Here is a 15,965-nt window from a genome sequence, read left to right as displayed (position 1 = left end):
TTAAACAACAAAGCAAGTCAGTAATGATTTGTTCTGTCAGTTTCAAACTTGTGTCTGGTTCGCCTATTCCGGCGGCTGGGCACTCTAGATGTGCCGGTCACTTCGGTGGTCGTGCAATCAAACATTTACGGAGAGTTTGATCCTGGCTCAGGACGAACGCTGGCGGCGTGCTTAACACATGCAAGTCGAACGATGAAGGGGAGCTTGCTCCTTGGATTAGTGGCGAACGGGTGAGTAACACGTGAGCAATCTGCCCTTGACTCTGGGATAAGCGTTGGAAACGACGTCTAATACCGGATATGACCCTCGGAGGCATCTCYTGGGGGTGGAAAGAATTTTGGTCAAGGATGAGCTCGCGGCCTATCAGCTTGTTGGTGAGGTAATGGCTCACCAAGGCGACGACGGGTAGCCGGCCTGAGAGGGTGACCGGCCACACTGGGACTGAGACACGGCCCAGACTCCTACGGGAGGCAGCAGTGGGGAATATTGCACAATGGGCGCAAGCCTGATGCAGCAACGCCGCGTGAGGGACGACGGCCTTCGGGTTGTAAACCTCTTTTAGTAGGGAAGAAGCGAAAGTGACGGTACCTGCAGAAAAAGCACCGGCTAACTACGTGCCAGCAGCCGCGGTAATACGTAGGGTGCAAGCGTTGTCCGGAATTATTGGGCGTAAAGAGCTCGTAGGCGGTTTGTCGCGTCTGCTGTGAAAACTGGAGGCTCAACCTCCAGCCTGCAGTGGGTACGGGCAGACTAGAGTGCGGTAGGGGAGATTGGAATTCCTGGTGTAGCGGTGGAATGCGCAGATATCAGGAGGAACACCGATGGCGAAGGCAGATCTCTGGGCCGTAACTGACGCTGAGGAGCGAAAGCATGGGGAGCGAACAGGATTAGATACCCTGGTAGTCCATGCCGTAAACGTTGGGAACTAGATGTGGGGGCCATTCCACGGTCTCCGTGTCGCAGCTAACGCATTAAGTTCCCCGCCTGGGGAGTACGGCCGCAAGGCTAAAACTCAAAGGAATTGACGGGGGCCCGCACAAGCGGCGGAGCATGCGGATTAATTCGATGCAACGCGAAGAACCTTACCAAGGCTTGACATATAGAGGAAACGGCCAGAAATGGTCGCCCCGCAAGGTCTCTATACAGGTGGTGCATGGTTGTCGTCAGCTCGTGTCGTGAGATGTTGGGTTAAGTCCCGCAACGAGCGCAACCCTCGTCCTATGTTGCCAGCACGTAATGGTGGGAACTCATGGGATACTGCCGGGGTCAACTCGGAGGAAGGTGGGGATGACGTCAAATCATCATGCCCCTTATGTCTTGGGCTTCACGCATGCTACAATGGCCGGTACAAAGGGCTGCAATACCGTAAGGTGGAGCGAATCCCAAAAAGCCGGTCTCAGTTCGGATTGAGGTCTGCAACTCGACCTCATGAAGTCGGAGTCGCTAGTAATCGCAGATCAGCAACGCTGCGGTGAATACGTTCCCGGGCCTTGTACACACCGCCCGTCAAGTCATGAAAGTCGGTAACACCCGAAGCCAGTGGCCTAACCCGCAAGGGGAGGAGCTGTCGAAGGTGGGATCGGTGATTAGGACTAAGTCGTAACAAGGTAGCCGTACCGGAAGGTGCGGCTGGATCACCTCCTTTCTAAGGAGCATGTGCAGTCCGTCTGTATACAGCGGAATTAGCTGCCAAGTTGTACCAACCTGTTCGGGTTGGACAGCGCTCATGGGTGGAACATTGACATTGATGCCGGATGATGTTCATTCGAGTTAGTACGCTCCTTCGGGGGTTGGAACACTGGGGTGGCGGAGGCCGGCATGACGCACGCTGTTGGGTCCTGAGGGACCGGGACGCTTGTCCAGGCTTTGGCCTGGGGAGTGGACTGTTCCTTCGGACCTTGTCCTGTCGCATCACTTGCGGTGGGGTGGGGTACCGCCCGTACTTTGAGAACTACACAGTGGACGCGAGCATCTTAAATTTGACGGACTTCGGTCCGCAAATTACAAAGATCTATTTATAGATCATTGGTCAATTTCTGCCGCGGGGATTCGTTTCCGTGGCACCAATCGATTCAAACTCATGTGATTTCAAATTTCTAAGAGCAAACGGTGAATGCCTTGGCATGTAGAGCCGAAGAAGGACGTAGTAATCTGCGATAAGCCTCGGGGAGTTGATAAACGAACCGTGATCCGAGGATGTCCGAATGGGGAAACCCCGCCAGGCCCGTGAGGTGACCTGGTGACTCCCGCCTGAATATATAGGGCGGGTAGAGGGAACGTGGGGAAGTGAAACATCTCAGTACCCACAGGAAGAGAAAACAACAGTGATTCCGTTAGTAGTGGCGAGCGAAACCGGATGAGGCTAAACCGATCATGTGTGATAGCCGGCAGGCGTTGCATGGTCGGGGTTGCGGGACTTTTCTGCTGCTTCTGCCGAACAGTGAGCGTTACAAAGGAATATAGACGAACAGGATTGAAAGCCTGGTCATAGAGGGTGCGAACCCCGTAGTCGAAATGTTCCAATGGCGCGAAGAGTATCCCAAGTAGCACGGGGCCCGAGAAATCCCGTGTGAATCTGTCAGGACCACCTGATAAGCCTAAATACTCCTACATGACCGATAGTGAACAAGTACCGTGAGGGAAAGGTGAAAAGTACCCCGGGAGGGGAGTGAAATAGTACCTGAAACCGTTTGCTTACAAACCGTTGGAGCCAGCATGTTCTGGTGACAGCGTGCCTTTTGAAGAATGAGCCTGCGAGTTAGTGATATGTGGCGAGCTTAACCCGAGAGGGGAATGCGTAGCGAAAGCGAGTCTTAATAGGGCGATTCAGTCGCATGTCCTAGACCCGAAGCGAAGTGATCTATCCATGGCCAGGTTGAAGCGCGTGTAAGAGCGCGTGGAGGACCGAACCCACTTCAGTTGAAAATGGAGGGGATGAGCTGTGGATAGGGGTGAAAGGCCAATCAAACTTCGTGATAGCTGGTTCTCTCCGAAATGCATTTAGGTGCAGCGTTGCGTGTTTCTTGCCGGAGGTAGAGCTACTGGATGGCCGATGGGCCCTAAAAGGTTACTGACGTCAGCCAAACTCCGAATGCCGGTAAGTGAGAGCGCAGCAGTGAGACGGTGGGGGATAAGCTTCATCGTCGAGAGGGAAACAACCCAGACCACCAACTAAGGTCCCAAAGCGCGTGCTAAGTGGGAAAGGATGTGGAGTTGCACAGACAACCAGGAGGTTGGCTTAGAAGCAGCCACCCTTGAAAGAGTGCGTAATAGCTCACTGGTCAAGTGATTCCGCGCCGACAATGTAACGGGGCTCAAGCACGCCACCGAAGTTGTGGCATTTATATTTTTGGCAGGCCTTCGTGGTCCAGCCGTATGGATGGGTAGGAGAGCGTCGTGTGGCGAGTGAAGCGGCGGTGTAAACCAGCCGTGGACGCCACACGAGTGAGAATGCAGGCATGAGTAGCGAAAGACGGGTGAGAAACCCGTCCTCCGAAAGACCAAGGGTTCCAGGGCCAGGTTAATCCGCCCTGGGTAAGTCGGGACCTAAGGCGAGGCCGACAGGCGTAGTCGATGGACAACGGGTTGATATTCCCGTACTGGCGAAAAACCGCCCAAGCCAACCCAGTAATGCTAAGTGTCTGAATCCCACTGACTGATCCCTTCGGGGTGACGCGGTGGGCCTAGCGCACGACCCTATGCTGGTGCGGTTAGCGTATTAACAGGTGTGACGCAGGAAGGTAGCTGAGCCGGGCGATGGTTGTCCCGGTCTAAGGATGTAGGCCGAGAGATAGGCAAATCCGTCTCTCATATAAGGCTGAGACCCGATGGGTAGCCCGTAAGGGCGAAATCAGTGATCCTATGCTGCCAAGAAAAGCATCGACGCGAGGTTTTAGTCACCCGTACCCCAAACCGACTCAGGTGGTCAGGTAGAGAATACTAAGGAGATCGAGAGAATCGTGGTTAAGGAACTCGGCAAAATGCCCCCGTAACTTCGGGAGAAGGGGGGCCTGAGGCGTGAAGGGATTTACTCCTGGAGCGTTTGAAGGCCGCAGAGACCAGTGGGAAGCGACTGTTTACTAAAAACACAGGTCCGTGCCAAGTCGCAAGACGATGTATACGGACTGACGCCTGCCCGGTGCTGGAAGGTTAAGAGGAACGGTTAGCCGCAAGGCGAAGCTGAGAATTTAAGCCCCAGTAAACGGCGGTGGTAACTATAACCATCCTAAGGTAGCGAAATTCCTTGTCGGGTAAGTTCCGACCTGCACGAATGGCGTAACGACTTCCCAGCTGTCTCAACCGCGAACTCGGCGAAATTGCACTACGAGTAAAGATGCTCGTTACGCGCAGCAGGACGGAAAGACCCCGTGACCTTTACTACAGCTTGGTATTGGTGTTCGGTGTGGCTTGTGTAGGATAGGTGGGAGACTTTGAAGCTTGGACGCTAGTTCAGGTGGAGTCATTGTTGAAATACCACTCTGGTCATATTGGATATCTAACTTCGAACCGTGATCCGGTTCAGGGACAGTGCCTGGTGGGTAGTTTAACTGGGGCGGTTGCCTCCTAAAAAGTAACGGAGGCGCCCAAAGGTTCCCTCAACCTGGTTGGCAATCAGGTGTCGAGTGTAAGTGCACAAGGGAGCTTGACTGTGAGACTGACAAGTCGAGCAGGGACGAAAGTCGGGACTAGTGATCCGGCAGTGGCTTGTGGAAGCGCTGTCGCTCAACGGATAAAAGGTACCTCGGGGATAACAGGCTGATCTTGCCCAAGAGTCCATATCGACGGCATGGTTTGGCACCTCGATGTCGGCTCGTCGCATCCTGGGGCTGGAGTAGGTCCCAAGGGTTGGGCTGTTCGCCCATTAAAGCGGTACGCGAGCTGGGTTTAGAACGTCGTGAGACAGTTCGGTCCCTATCCGCTGCGCGCGTAGGAAATTTGAGAAGATCTATCCCTAGTACGAGAGGACCGGGATGGACGAACCTCTGGTGTGTCAGTTGTTCCGCCAGGAGCACCGCTGATTAGCTACGTTCGGAACGGATAACCGCTGAAAGCATCTAAGCGGGAAGCCGGCTTCAAGATGAGATTTCCATCCCTTCGGGGGAGAGGCTCGCAGCTAGACTACTGCGTTGATAGGCCGGATGTGGAAGAGAGGACTAAAGACTCTCGGAGCTGACCGGTACTAATAAGCCGATAATTTGATAACACTTTGTTTGAATACGAAGCTGCTTGTAAACATCAACAAGTGTTTCGGCGGCTATAGCGAGAGGGAAACGCCCGGTCACATTCCGAACCCGGAAGCTAAGACTCTCAGCGCCGATGGTACTGCAGGGGAGACCCTGTGGGAGAGTAGGACACCGCCGGACTTAACTTAGAAACACGTGAAATGGCCACCCAACAGGGTGGCCATTTTGCGTTAACACGCTCTGCGGACGGATGTCACGCGAGCACCCAGCGCTATGCGGCAGTTGCGCCGCAATGCGGCAGGCGTGCCACCCGCACACCGGCGCAAGTGCCGCACAACGGATGCGAACAACCCGGGATGGCCTGGACAGCACCGGCCAAGCCTCAGCCTTAAGCCGTACGCTGGCTTGAGCGCCCAAAAGCAGAATCAACTACACAGGAGATATACACAGTGAGCCCATCAGGATCCGGCGAGAACGACGCACGCAGCGGCGGCCGGGACGACCGCCGTTCAGGCGGCAGCCAGGGCGGACGACCGCCCGCAGGACGTGGTGGATCCGGCCGGCCTTCCGGCGGCGCTCCCTACCGTGGAAACTCCGATCGTCCGGCGCGTGATGGCGATCGTCCTCCGTACCGTGGTGGTTCGGACCGCACCGAGCGCCCTGCCCGCGATGGTGAGCGTCCCCCATACCGTGGCAACACCGACCGTCCCGCCTATCGTGGCGGGTCTGACCGTCCGGCCCGCGATGGTGAGCGTCCCCCCTACCGCGGAAACTCCGATCGTCCTGCCCGCGATGGCGAGCGTAAGCCGTGGTCGAAGGACGGCGAGCGTGCCCCGTATCGTGGCGGCTCTGACCGCACCGAGCGCCCTGCCCGTGATGGCGAGCGTCCTCCGTACCGCGGTAACCCCGAGCGTGCCCCGTATCGTGGCGGCTCCGACCGCACCGAGCGCCCTGCCCACGGTGGCGAACGTCCTCCGTACCGTGGCAACACCGAACGTCCCGCGTACCGTGGCGGGTCTGACCGTCCGGCGCGTGATGGTGAGCGTAAGCCGTGGGCGAAGGACGGCGAGCGTGCTCCGTACCGTGGCGGCTCTGACCGCACCGAGCGCCCCACCCGTGATGGCGAGCGTCCCCCGTACCGCGGTAACACCGAGCGTCCCGCGTACCGTGGCGGGTCTGATCGTCCGGCGCGTGATGGTGAGCGTAAGCCGTGGGCGAAGGACGGCGAGCGTGCCCCGTACCGTGGCGGCTCTGACCGCACCGAGCGCCCCACCCGTGATGGTGAGCGTCCTCCGTACCGCGGCAACACCGAGCGCCCTCCATACCGCGGTGGCGCAGAGCGCCCCGGGCGTGATGGCGAGCGAAAGCCCTGGGCGAAGGACGGCGAGCGAGCCCCGTACCGTGGCGGTTCTGACCGCACCGACCGCCCGGCCCGTGATGGCGAGCGTCCCCCGTACCGTGGTAACACCGAGCGTCCCGCCTACCGTGGCGGTTCAGACCGTCCAGCCCGCGACGGCGAGCGTCCCGCCTACCGCGGCGGTTCAGACCGTCCAGCCCGCGACGGCGAACGTAAGCCGTGGGCCAAGGACGGCGCACGCCCCGACCGTCCCCGCCGCGACTCCGCCCCGCAGACCGGCGAACGCAAGCTCTGGACCCGCGACGGTGCACCCGCCCGCGGCGACCGCGACGCCCGGTTCGAAGAGGAGGAGATGACCGAAGAACAGCGGATGCAGCGCGAGCTGCGCCCGGTTCGCGCGCGTCACGACGACCCCGAGCTCCCCGACGACGTCTCCGACAAAGACCTCGACCGGATCGCACGCAACGAACTCAAGACACTCACCAAGGACAACGCCGAGTGGGTGGCCAAGCACCTCGCCATGGCTGCCCGCCTCATCGAGAGCGACCCGCAGCAGGCGCACGCCCACGTGGTGTCCGCTGCCCGTCGCGCTGGCCGCATCGCGGTCGTACGCGAAAGCCTCGCCATCACGGCCTATGCCGTTGGTGACTTCGCGCTGGCTCTCCGCGAACTCCGCACCTACCGTCGAATCTCCGGATCTAATGACCAGCTGGCACTCATGGTGGACAGCGAGCGTGGCGTGGGACGTCCCGACCGCGCCCTCGAGCTCGGCCGGTCCGTCGACCGCAACACCCTTCCGGCGGCAGTCCAGGTGTCACTCGCGATCGCCATGTCCGGCGCCCGGCTCGATCTGGGTGAGACGGATGCTGCCCTGGCCGAACTCGAGATTCCGCAGCTCGACCCGAAGACCGCGTTCACGTACAGTCCTGAGCTCTTCTCGGCGTATGCGGACGTGCTTGATGAACTCGGCCGCACCGACGAAGCCGAAACCTGGCATGAGCGAGCTGCCCGAGCGGATGCCGCACTCGGCAACACCGAGGACGACGACGAGACCGTGGAGATCCTCGAGATCGAGGAAGAGCCGCTGTTCGAGAGCGAGGACGACCAGTCGCAGATCGAGCCTGTCGAGATCGAGGACGACCAGTCGGTGATCGAGCCTGTCGAGATCGAGGACGACACGAGTTCGACTACCGAGGGCTCGACTACCGAGGGCTCGACTACCGAGGGCTCGACCGCCGAGGGCTCCACCGCCGATGACGCGGCGAAGGCCGAAGCCGCCCGGCTCGCCAAGAACGCGAAGGCCCGTGCCGCGCGCGCCGCGAAGAAAGCTGCAGATGCTGCTTCGTAGGGGGAGTGCCGAGACGCTGCTGACCGGCGTCGATGTGGTCCTCGCGGACCTCGACGGCGTCGTGTACACCGGTCCCAACGCGATCCCGTTCGCTGTGGAGAGCCTCAACCGCGCCGCCGAAACGTTGCGCGTCGGGTACATCACCAACAACGCGTCGCGCACCGACCAGTCCGTGGCCGACCACCTCACCGAGCTCGGGTTATCGGTCGCGGCGACGGATGTCGTCACCTCGCCGCAGGCTGCTGTCCGGCTCCTCGCCGAGCATGTCCCAGCCAACTCCCGGATCCTGGTGGTCGGCGGTGACGGTCTGGTCAACGAGGTGGAGAAGGGCGGGTTCGTGGTCACGCGTTCTGCCGACGACGAACCGGCCGCCGTCATCCAGGGGTTCGCGCCCGAGGTCGGCTGGACCGAGCTCGCGGAGGCATCCTTCGCCCTGGCCAGCGACACTCCGGGCGGCGGCATCCCCTGGATCGCCACCAACACGGACTGGACCATCCCCGTCGCCCGCGGCATCGCGCCCGGAAACGGAACCCTGGTCTCGGCCGTGCACAGCGCGGTCGGCCGGCTGCCGCTGGTGGCCGGCAAGCCGGAGGTCGCGATCTTCACCGAAGCCGTCAACCGGTTCGGTGCGCGCAAGCCGCTGTTCATCGGCGACCGGCTCGACACCGACATCCTGGGCTCCAACCGCGCCGGGATACCCGCAGTGCTGGTGCTCACCGGGGTCGACAAGGCCAAGCAGGTGCTGGCGGCGGATGCGAAGTCGCGCCCGGAGTACATCATTGGAGACCTCCGCGAACTCCACCGGGCGTACCCGGAGACCGAGTTCTCCAAGGACGGCACCGTGGCATCCGTTGCCGGCGCGAGCGTGCGCATCCGCGGTAACGACGTCGAGATCAAGCGCGAGGGCGACGGTGGCATCAACCTGCTGCGCGCCGCCTGCGCCGTGATCTGGGCCAGCGGCCGGCCGATCTACGGACTCAACGTCCCGGAGCGGCTGACGGTGTGGCGGTAGCCTTGTGGATGTGAATCCCGGCCCAGAAACGCACGAACACGCCGACGACGACGGCCTGGTTTCGCGCCTCGCCGTGATCGAGGAGCAGCCGCTCGAGTCCCGTGCCGCCGCGTACGCCCAGCTTCACGACCAGTTGCAGGCCCAACTCGGGGGCGGCGACGTGGCGCGGTCTGCCGGATGACCGAATCCCGGCTCGACGCCGCGCTGGCCGAGCGCGGACTGGTGCGCTCGCGCACCGTGGCAGCCCGACTCATCGCCGACGGCCTGGTCACCGTCGACGGCGTCCCCGTGGTCAAGGCATCGCTGAAGGTGCGGGACGAGCAGGTGCTCAGCGTCGCGCCCACCGACCACTACGTGAGCCGCGGCGCCCACAAACTCATTGCAGCGCTCGACGCATTCGAGGTTGCTGTGGCCGGCCGGCTGGCACTCGACGCCGGCGCGTCCACCGGCGGTTTCAGCCAGGTGCTGCTCGAACGCGGCGTCGACCGGGTGATCGCGGTCGACGTCGGCCACGGGCAGCTGGCCGCCCCGCTCCGCTCCGAACCCCGCCTCAGCCTGGTCGAAGGCTTCAACCTCCGCTACGCCACCCCGGCCTCCCTCGCGGAGGCCTCCGGGATCGCCGAACGCCCCGACCTCGTCGTCGGGGACCTCTCCTTCATCTCCCTGCCCACCGTGCTGCCTGCACTGGTGGCCTCGGCCGCGCAAGGAGCCGACTTCGTGCTGCTGGTCAAGCCGCAATTCGAGGTCGGCCGAACCGGCATCCGTGAGGGCATCGTTCACAACAGGACCCTGCAAGCGGATGCCGTCGCCGGCGTTCTCTGGGCAGGCTGGGACCTCGGCCTGGGCACGTTCGGCCTGATCGAGTCGCCGATCATCGGGGGCTCGGGCAACCGGGAATTCCTGTGCTGGCTGCGCTCATCTGGCGACACCGGCGCCGGCAATCCGACAGAATGGTTGGACCGGATAACCGCACTGGTGGGAGCGTGACGACATGACTGCAGCGCCGCGCAACCTCCTGGTCGTCGCCCACACCGGTCGCGAAGACTCACTCGAAGCCGCGGTCACCGTCTGCCGCCAGCTGATCGCCGCCGGCGCCGTGCCGGTGCTCGACCGGGACGAACGCGACGACCTGATGCGAGCCGCCCCGTCGCTGATCGGCGAGCTGGCCGTGCTCGGCCACGGCGTCGACGTCTCAGACCTTGAACTCGTCATCGTGCTCGGTGGCGACGGCACCATCCTCCGCGCGGCCGAAATCGTGCGCGGCTGCACGGCGCCGCTCCTCGGCATCAACCTCGGCCACGTCGGGTTCCTGGCCGAAAGCGAACGCGACGACCTCGATGTCGCCGTGCGCCGGGTGCTGCAACGGGACTACCTGGTCGAGGAACGCATGACCATCTCGGTGCGCGTCAAAGTCGGCTCCGAGGTCGTCTACGAGACCTGGGCGCTCAACGAGGTCACCGTGGAGAAGGCCAGCCGGGAACGGATGCTCGAAGTCGTCATCGAGGTCGACGGCCGGCCGCTGTCCTCCTTCGGCTGCGACGGCGTCGTGATGTCCACGCCCACCGGCTCCACCGCATACTCGTTCTCAGCCGGCGGACCGGTGGTCTGGCCGAGCCTCGACGCGATGCTGCTGGTGCCGCTCTCCGCGCACGCGCTGTTCGCCCGCCCTCTGGTGGTCGGCCCGGACTCCTCGCTTGCCGTCGAGGTCCTGGACCGCACGGCCGGCACCGCCATCGTCTGGGCAGACGGCCGCCGCTCGTTCGACCTGCCGCGCGGCGCGCGCGTGGTCGTGCGCCGTTCCCCGGTGCCGGTGCGCCTGGCCCGACTGCACACCGGCCCGTTCACCGACCGCCTGGTGAAGAAGTTCAACCTGCCGGTCACCGGCTGGAGGGGCCCGGTTGGGCGTGAGTAGGGCGACGGCATGATCGAAGAACTCTCCATCCGCGACCTCGGCGTGATCGCCGAGGCGACCCTGCCACTCGGTCCCGGCTTCACCGCCGTGACCGGCGAGACCGGCGCGGGCAAGACGATGGTGGTCACCGCCCTCGGCTTGCTGCTCGGCGAACGAGCGGATGCCGCCCGGGTGCGGCAGGGCCAGTCGCAGACCTGGGTCGAAGGCCGCTGGCTGATCGACCCGAACGGCGCTGTGGCCGAACGCGTCCGCGACGCCGGGGGAGACCTCGACGGCCCCGAGCTCATCCTCGGCCGTTCCGTCTCCGCGGAGGGCCGCAGCCGCGCCGTCGTCGGCGGCCGCGGGGCCCCGGCCAGCGTCCTCGGAGACCTGGGCGGCGACCTGGTCGTGGTCCACGGGCAGTCTGACCAGGTGCGGCTGCGTTCGGCATCCGCTCAGCGGGAAGCCCTCGACCGGTTTGCCGGTCCGGAGTTGGCGGAAATCCTCACCGACTATCAGCACGCCTACCGTCGCTGGATCGCCAACCGGGACGAGCTGGATCGGCTCACCCGGGAACAGGATCTCCGCGCCCGGGAAGCCGAAGGGCTGCGTGCCTCGATCGCTGAGATCGAGACCATCGCCCCGCAACGCGGCGAAGACGCCGAGCTGTCCGAGCGCGCCGAACGGCTCGGCAACCTCGAAGAACTCCGACTGGCAGCCGCGCAGTCCCGCGAACTGCTCTCCGCCGAGGAGAGCGTCGACGACATGCCCGACGCTGTGGCGTTGCTCGACGCGGCGAGGCGGCAGCTGGAACGCGCCGCCGGCCACGACCCGGTGCTGCCGCCGATGGTCGAGGCGCTCGGCAACGCCGAATTCCTGGTCGCCGACATCGCCGCCCAACTTTCCAGCTACCTGGCCGGCCTCGACGCCGACGGCGCCCGTGAGCTGGAGATCGTGCAGGAGCGGCGCGCCGAACTCACCGCCCTCGGCCGCAAGTACGCAGGCGGCGTCGACGAGGCGATCGAGTTCCTCGACACCGGCAGTGCCCGGCTGGTCGAACTCGACGGCGACTCCGACCGCATCGACGAGCTGACCGCAGAGACCGAAGCCGACCACCTCCTGGTCGACGAGCTCGCCACCACGCTCACCGGGCTCCGGGAACGAGCCGCCGCCGCCCTCGGCGCCGCGGTCACCGGTGAACTGGGTGCGCTGGCGATGCCGGACGCGTCCCTCGTCGTCGAGATCGACAGCCGTGAGGAACTCGGCCTGACCGGCCGTGACGTGGTGCGCATCCTGCTGCAACCCCACGCCGGAGCCGAACCGCGCGCGTTGGCGCGCGGGGCATCGGGTGGGGAGCTCTCCCGTGTCATGCTGGCCATCGAAGTGGTGATCAACGCCACCGACCCGGTGCCCACCTTCGTGTTCGATGAAGTGGATGCCGGAGTCGGCGGGGCCGCGGCGATTGAGATCGGCCGGCGATTGGCGAGGCTCGCCGAGACCGCGCAGGTGATCGTGGTCACCCACCTCGCGCAGGTGGCGGCGTTCGCCGGCAACCACCTCAGCGTCGTGAAGGACAGCGACGGCGCGGTCACCGCCTCCAGCGTGCGCCAGCTGCACGGGGAGGAACGGGCCGCCGAGATGGCCAGGTTGCTCTCTGGGCTGCCGGACTCGGCGAGCGGGCTGGAGCACGCCCGCGAGCTCATCTCACTCGCCCACTCGCGCTGAGCGGCATCCGGTCGACGAACATGTGAGGGGTCACAAATCGACCTTCCGGCGCACTGCGAAGGTCGATATGTGACCCCTCACAGCCAGGCGCAAAACCAATCAGAGGCTGAGATCGTCGACCTTGCGCTCGAGCACCGCGCGTTCGACGGTGTTCCCGCACAGCTCTATGGCTTGCCGGAAGGCCGACCGCGCCTCGTCGCGACGGCCGAGCCGGGTGAGCATCTCGCCGCGGATCGCGGGGAGCAGGTGGGTGCCGGCCAGATCGCCGCGCGACGCGATCGCGTCGACCAGGGCGAGGCCGTCCGACGGGCCGGAGGCCATCGCGACCGCGACCGCGCGGCCCAATTCGACGATGGGCGACGGCGTCAGCCGTCCGAGGGATTCGTAAAGGATGACGATCCGCTGCCAGTCGGTCTCGGCCGCTGAGCGGGCCACGGCGTGGCATTCGGCGATGGACGCCTGGAGTCCGTACGCGCCGAGGCCCCGGCCCGCCCCGACGGCGTGTGCCAGTGCCGCGCGTCCGCGCCGGATGGCCGACTGGTCCCACAGTCGCCGGTCCTGCTCCTCCAGGAGCACCGGGTTGCCAGAGGCGTCGAGTCGGGCGGGAAAGCGGGCAGCCGTGAGCTCCAACAGCGCGAGGAGGCCGAATACCTCGGGCTGCGGCTCGAGCCGCACCAGCACGCGGGCAAGCCGGCGCGCCTCGTCGGCCAGGTCGGTGCGAATCCACTCGTCGCCACCGGAGGCGAAGGACCCCTCTGTGAAGATCAGGTAGACGACGTGAAGCACGGAGGCAAGCCGCTCGGCCCTCGCGTGAGGTTCCGGCACGACGAAGGGGACCCTCGCAGCCGCGAGAGTCTTCTTGGCGCGGGTGATGCGCGCCTGGATGGTCGGCACGGGCACGAGAAAGACCTTGGCGATCTCATCGGTGCTGAGCCCGCCGACGACTCGGAGGGTCAGTGCGATCCGTGCCTCCTTCGACAGCACCGGGTGGCAGGCGATGAACATCAACGCGAGCACGTCGTCGTCGATCGCATCGGGGTTGAACAGCGCGTCCACGCCGGGAAGCTCCTCGTCGAGTTCGCGGGCGAGCAGGGCATACCGTTCGTCGCGGGCCGACCGGCGACGGAAGGCGTCGATCGCCCGGCGACGACCCACCGTGAGCAGCCAGCCGGTCGGCGCCGCCGGCAGCCCGTTGACCGACCAGGAGACCAGCGCCTCAGCGAGCGCCTCCTGCGCGAGATCCTCGGCCAGCGAGAAGTCGCCCGTGTAGCGGGCGAGCGCGCCGACGATGCGGGCGGACTCCATCCGCCACACCGCCTCGACGGCGCGCCGCGCCTCGGTCATGCCCACTCGGTCATGCCCGCTCGGTCAGAGCTGCCCGGTCTGCTCGCGCCAGGCGCGCTCCTTCTGGATCCACACGTTGTCCTGCGGGAACTCATCGATCGACGGGACGCGACGGATTTCGGTCTTGGTTCCCGCGGTCATCGGCGCGCGCTTGGCCCATTCGACTGCCTCCTGGATCGACGCGACGTCGAGGATGTAGTAGCCGTTGAACAGCTCCTTCGTCTCCCCGTACGGGCCGTCAGTCACGACCGGCGACTCACCCGTGAAATCGACCACCACCCCGTTGTTCGCGTCGTCGAGGCCCTCGGCGGCGAGCAGCACGCCCGCCCGGATCAGCTCGTCGTTGAACTTGCCCATCGCGTCGAGCATTTCGGTGAAGTCGGCGTTCGCGAAGGAAGCGAACGACTCGTCCGTCGCGCGCATGATCAGCATGTACTTGGCCATCTCGTACTCCTTGGTTGTGGAAGATCGTCCTTCGACCTTCTCACCCCAAGGTCGAACCGCGCGACCCCAAATCGACACACACGTCAGATCGCTATTAATCGGTGAGGGGGAGTGCCGGGAAGACGTGTTGCTGCCACAGCAGCCGGGACGCGTCCTCCGGGTAGGGGATGACCGCCGGTTGAGCGTCGAGGACCTGCACCAGCCGCCGGTCGGCGTTGTACGCGGGCCAGCCTGGGTCGCCGTCAGCGGCGAAGGCCGTCCATGCGGCGCGGATGCGTGCCGACAGCGCCTCCGCCTCCGCGGAGGGCGGTTCGCCGATCAACTGCCCGGGTTGGCCGCTGCTCAGATTGCCGAAGACGAGCGGTACGTCGAGGCCGTGGCAGGCGCCGAGGGCAGGCATGCCGGGGGCCGACCAGGCCAGCTCATAGAAGTGGGTCCGGCCGCCGGCGGCGGCGTGCGCCTGGGCGAGGTGAAGGGCCGGCATGCGGAACAGCCAGTCGGCGTTGACCAGCTCGTACAGGTCTTCCGGGCTGGCGGCCGGGAAGGCATCGCGGTAGCGGCGGGCGCCGTCCGGACCGGGGGCGAGGGAGAGCAGGGCGGTCGCGGCCTGCTCCTCGGTCACCTGGCCCAGCACGCCGTCGATCAGGCTGAACAGCCGGTGCTCCTCGCGGGTGTGGCCGACCAGCAGGTCGACGTCCCGGCTGACGCCGTTGGCCAGCGCCGTCCACGGGGTGGTCGGCAGGACGTCGCCGTCGACGACAGGCGCGAACACGATCCGCCGGTGGGTGATCGCGCCCCAAAGGTCGTGCCACCGGTCGATCTTCGCGGTGACGGCCTCTGCCGCAGCGGGCAGCAGGGAGGGGTCTACGGGACCCAGGCCCGCCGCCGTCGGGGGCACCCGATATTCGGCGGCGAAGGCCACGGCGATGTCGGCGGCAAGCTGCGGGGAGAAGAACGTGCCCGGCGGGCTCTGGGCGATGGCTCTGCGGAAGAGCCCGGCCGCCAACGGCATGGCCAGGAGCGCGGCGACCGAACCGCCGCCCGCCGACTGCCCGAAGATCGTCACCCGATCCGGGTCGCCGCCGAACGCCCGGATGTTGCCCTGCACCCACTGCAGCGCGGCGACCTGGTCGAGCAGGCCTCGGTTGGCGGGGGCCCCGTCGATGAGGGCGAAACCCTCCACCCCCAGCCGGTAGTTGAGCGTCACCACCACGACGCCGTCGGCAGCCAGGCGGCCGCCGTCGAATTCCGGGAGGCTGGACGCGCCGATCACGTAGGCGCCGCCCGGGACCCACACCAACACTGGCAGGCCCGCCGACGGGGCCGGGTCGGGCGACCAGACGTTCACCGAAAGCCAGTCGTCGCCCGGCTGGCGTGCCTGCCCGCCCGGCTCGAACAGGCCACCAGGCTGCGGAGGTGGCGGCCCGTAGGCTACCGCCGCGCGCACCCCGACCCAGCTGCGAACCGGTCGCGGTGCGGCAAATCGGAGCGCACCGACGGGCGGCTCGGCGTACCGGATGCCGCGGAAGACCGCCAGTCCCGACTCCCAGCTGCCGCGCAGCACCCCGGCCGTGGTGCGGGCCAGAGGCTCAGGCGCGGACTCTGAGGGTGTGGCTGCGGCGGCAACCATGAGGATCTCACTCCAGAACGCGGACAGCGAA

General features: G+C 64.9%; 9 protein-coding genes and 3 rRNA genes. 9 read left to right on the top strand and 3 right to left on the bottom strand.

The features are described from left to right. Positions 1-124 precede the first annotated feature (124 nt). The 9 genes from AB4Y94_RS05425 to recN all read left to right on the top strand — a co-directional run bounded on the left by AB4Y94_RS05425 (position 125) and on the right by recN (position 12,516). Positions 125-1,645 (top strand): 16S ribosomal RNA (locus AB4Y94_RS05425). 441 nt (positions 1,646-2,086) lie between these two features. Beyond that, positions 2,087-5,203 (top strand): 23S ribosomal RNA (locus AB4Y94_RS05420). 43 nt (positions 5,204-5,246) lie between these two features. Further along, positions 5,247-5,363, top strand: a 5S ribosomal RNA gene (gene rrf, locus AB4Y94_RS05415). Together the 16S, 23S and 5S rRNA genes form the textbook arrangement of a ribosomal RNA operon. A gap of 269 nt (positions 5,364-5,632) precedes the next feature. Continuing rightward, positions 5,633-7,888 carry a primosomal protein gene (locus tag AB4Y94_RS05410; protein WP_441725790.1) on the top strand — a complete coding sequence of 752 codons (2,256 nt, stop codon included), beginning with the start codon at positions 5,633-5,635 and terminating at the stop codon, positions 7,886-7,888. After that, positions 7,875-8,900 (top strand): HAD-IIA family hydrolase, encoded by a 1,026-nt coding sequence (locus AB4Y94_RS05405; protein WP_441725787.1) that lies wholly within the window; start codon positions 7,875-7,877, stop codon positions 8,898-8,900. Before AB4Y94_RS05410 ends, AB4Y94_RS05405 begins: the two co-directional genes overlap by 14 nt. 10 nt (positions 8,901-8,910) lie before the next feature. After that, complete coding sequence (locus AB4Y94_RS05400; protein ID WP_441725784.1) at positions 8,911-9,081, top strand: hypothetical protein; 171 nt, start codon at positions 8,911-8,913, stop codon at positions 9,079-9,081. After that, the gene (locus AB4Y94_RS05395) at positions 9,078-9,887 is read left to right on the top strand and encodes a TlyA family RNA methyltransferase (protein WP_441725782.1); all 810 of its coding nucleotides are present in this window, start codon (positions 9,078-9,080) and stop codon (positions 9,885-9,887) included. The genes AB4Y94_RS05400 and AB4Y94_RS05395 overlap by 4 nt, the downstream gene beginning before the upstream one ends. Positions 9,888-9,891: 4 nt before the next feature. Then, positions 9,892-10,812, top strand: coding sequence for an NAD kinase (locus tag AB4Y94_RS05390; protein WP_441725779.1), 921 nt, complete (start codon positions 9,892-9,894; stop codon positions 10,810-10,812). Between the two features lie 9 nt (positions 10,813-10,821). Next, entirely contained in the window at positions 10,822-12,516 is a 1,695-nt protein-coding gene (gene recN / locus AB4Y94_RS05385) for a DNA repair protein RecN (protein ID WP_441725776.1), read from the top strand. Positions 12,517-12,615: 99 nt separating this feature from the next. On the opposite strand, the gene AB4Y94_RS05380 is transcribed toward recN, so the two are convergent. The 3 genes from AB4Y94_RS05380 to AB4Y94_RS05370 form a co-directional block, all read right to left on the bottom strand. Continuing rightward, complete coding sequence (locus AB4Y94_RS05380) at positions 12,616-13,860, bottom strand: RNA polymerase sigma factor (protein WP_441725773.1); 1,245 nt, start codon at positions 13,858-13,860, stop codon at positions 12,616-12,618. A gap of 24 nt (positions 13,861-13,884) precedes the next feature. Then, positions 13,885-14,304: a YciI family protein gene (locus AB4Y94_RS05375; RefSeq protein ID WP_441725771.1), complete on the bottom strand. Its 420-nt coding sequence runs from the start codon at positions 14,302-14,304 to the stop codon at positions 13,885-13,887. A 94-nt stretch (positions 14,305-14,398) separates the two neighbouring features. Beyond that, on the bottom strand, positions 14,399-15,934 hold the full coding sequence (locus tag AB4Y94_RS05370; RefSeq protein WP_441725768.1) for a carboxylesterase/lipase family protein: 1,536 nt from the start codon (positions 15,932-15,934) through the stop codon (positions 14,399-14,401). Positions 15,935-15,965 lie beyond the last annotated feature (31 nt).

This window comes from Glaciibacter sp. 2TAF33 (genome assembly GCF_052114945.1).
GTDB lineage: Bacteria > Actinomycetota > Actinomycetes > Actinomycetales > Microbacteriaceae > Cryobacterium.
Note: the sequence above shows the minus strand (reverse complement) of the source record. Positions and strands in the feature narration are given on the sequence as shown.